Source organism: Endozoicomonas sp. ONNA2 (assembly GCF_024606365.1).
In the GTDB taxonomy this organism is placed as follows: Bacteria; Pseudomonadota; Gammaproteobacteria; order Pseudomonadales; family Endozoicomonadaceae; genus Endozoicomonas.
Map to the genome: position 1 here is coordinate 1 of NZ_JAHHPO010000208.1, position 1,034 is coordinate 1,034.

The following is a 1,034-nucleotide window of genomic DNA, read 5'->3' on the forward strand; positions in this document are numbered from 1 at the left end:
CTCTTGCCATTTCCCCGATGGTTCCGGGCTGAAAATTGAGACCCGTCCGGGACTGACAGGAGTCAGGGAAATACCGACCAGAAGCTGATCCGCTACTGGGCTGAATCTGGCATACTCCATAGGATGGTATTTTTCTAGTATTAACTGCGCTGACCAAACGCCACGATCATTCAGGGATAACATGGTTAATTCATTCCACCCTTGCAGTGCCAGATGCTGCTCCGATGGACTGAACAGGACTTCACAAGTTATTACTCCAGGGGAGAGGCCGCAAATCTCCATTTTCAGCCAATCATTATTTTTGTCCATGCGCCAGACGATGACCGGATAGTTCCTGCTGAAGGTCGCCATATATTTTCCTGAAGGGCTGAATTGGACCGCCTGATCCGACAAGGGTACCTTGCTGACATCGTTCCAACAGCGGTGAGCAGGCTGCAAGGTATTAACGTAACCCTCCCTGCTGCAGGTGAACAGGCGATTTGTGCAAGCACTGAAAAGTGCCCTGGTAATCACCCGACTGCTGCTGTTATCGGACCAATTCAGGTGCTCTTGTGCCCATTGTCCCTGATCATCCCTGGCCAGCATTCGGGAGTCGCTCAAACAGCTACCATAAAACAACAGATGACGATTGGACGGGCTGAAGCAAACATCATGAGTAGTCTTGTCAGAATTCAGATACCTTGGTTCAAAGGAAGGGAGCGTGACTTTATATCGCTTGACCGGATGGTAGGCCGGGCATGTTTCCATCTTCCTCAGGCTGGCAAGGCACAGCAGTGCAGACATCTGCGGGAGGTTCTTTATTATCCTGTTTCTGAACGATATCACTCTGTCGTTGTGTGGTGCTGAATTGGTAAATGGGTGCAAGTGCAGGCTTTTTTTCTGCTGCGGGGCAGTTTGCTGGTACTGTTCCCGAAAGCTTCGGGGAAGTCGGGCAAAATAAGACAGTTCCTGAATATAATTGAACTCCTTAACCACTTCCCGAAATGTCAGACAGGTTGCATTTACCTGGCGGATATCATCGAATTCCAGATAGT

The 1,034-nt window shown here is 49.5% G+C and carries 1 protein-coding gene; it reads right to left on the minus strand.

Annotated features, from left to right (window positions below; genetic code table 11):
- A partial coding sequence (locus KDK14_RS03785) for a WD40 repeat domain-containing protein (RefSeq protein WP_257263687.1) occupies nucleotides 1-1,034 on the minus strand: 1,034 nt, incomplete at both ends.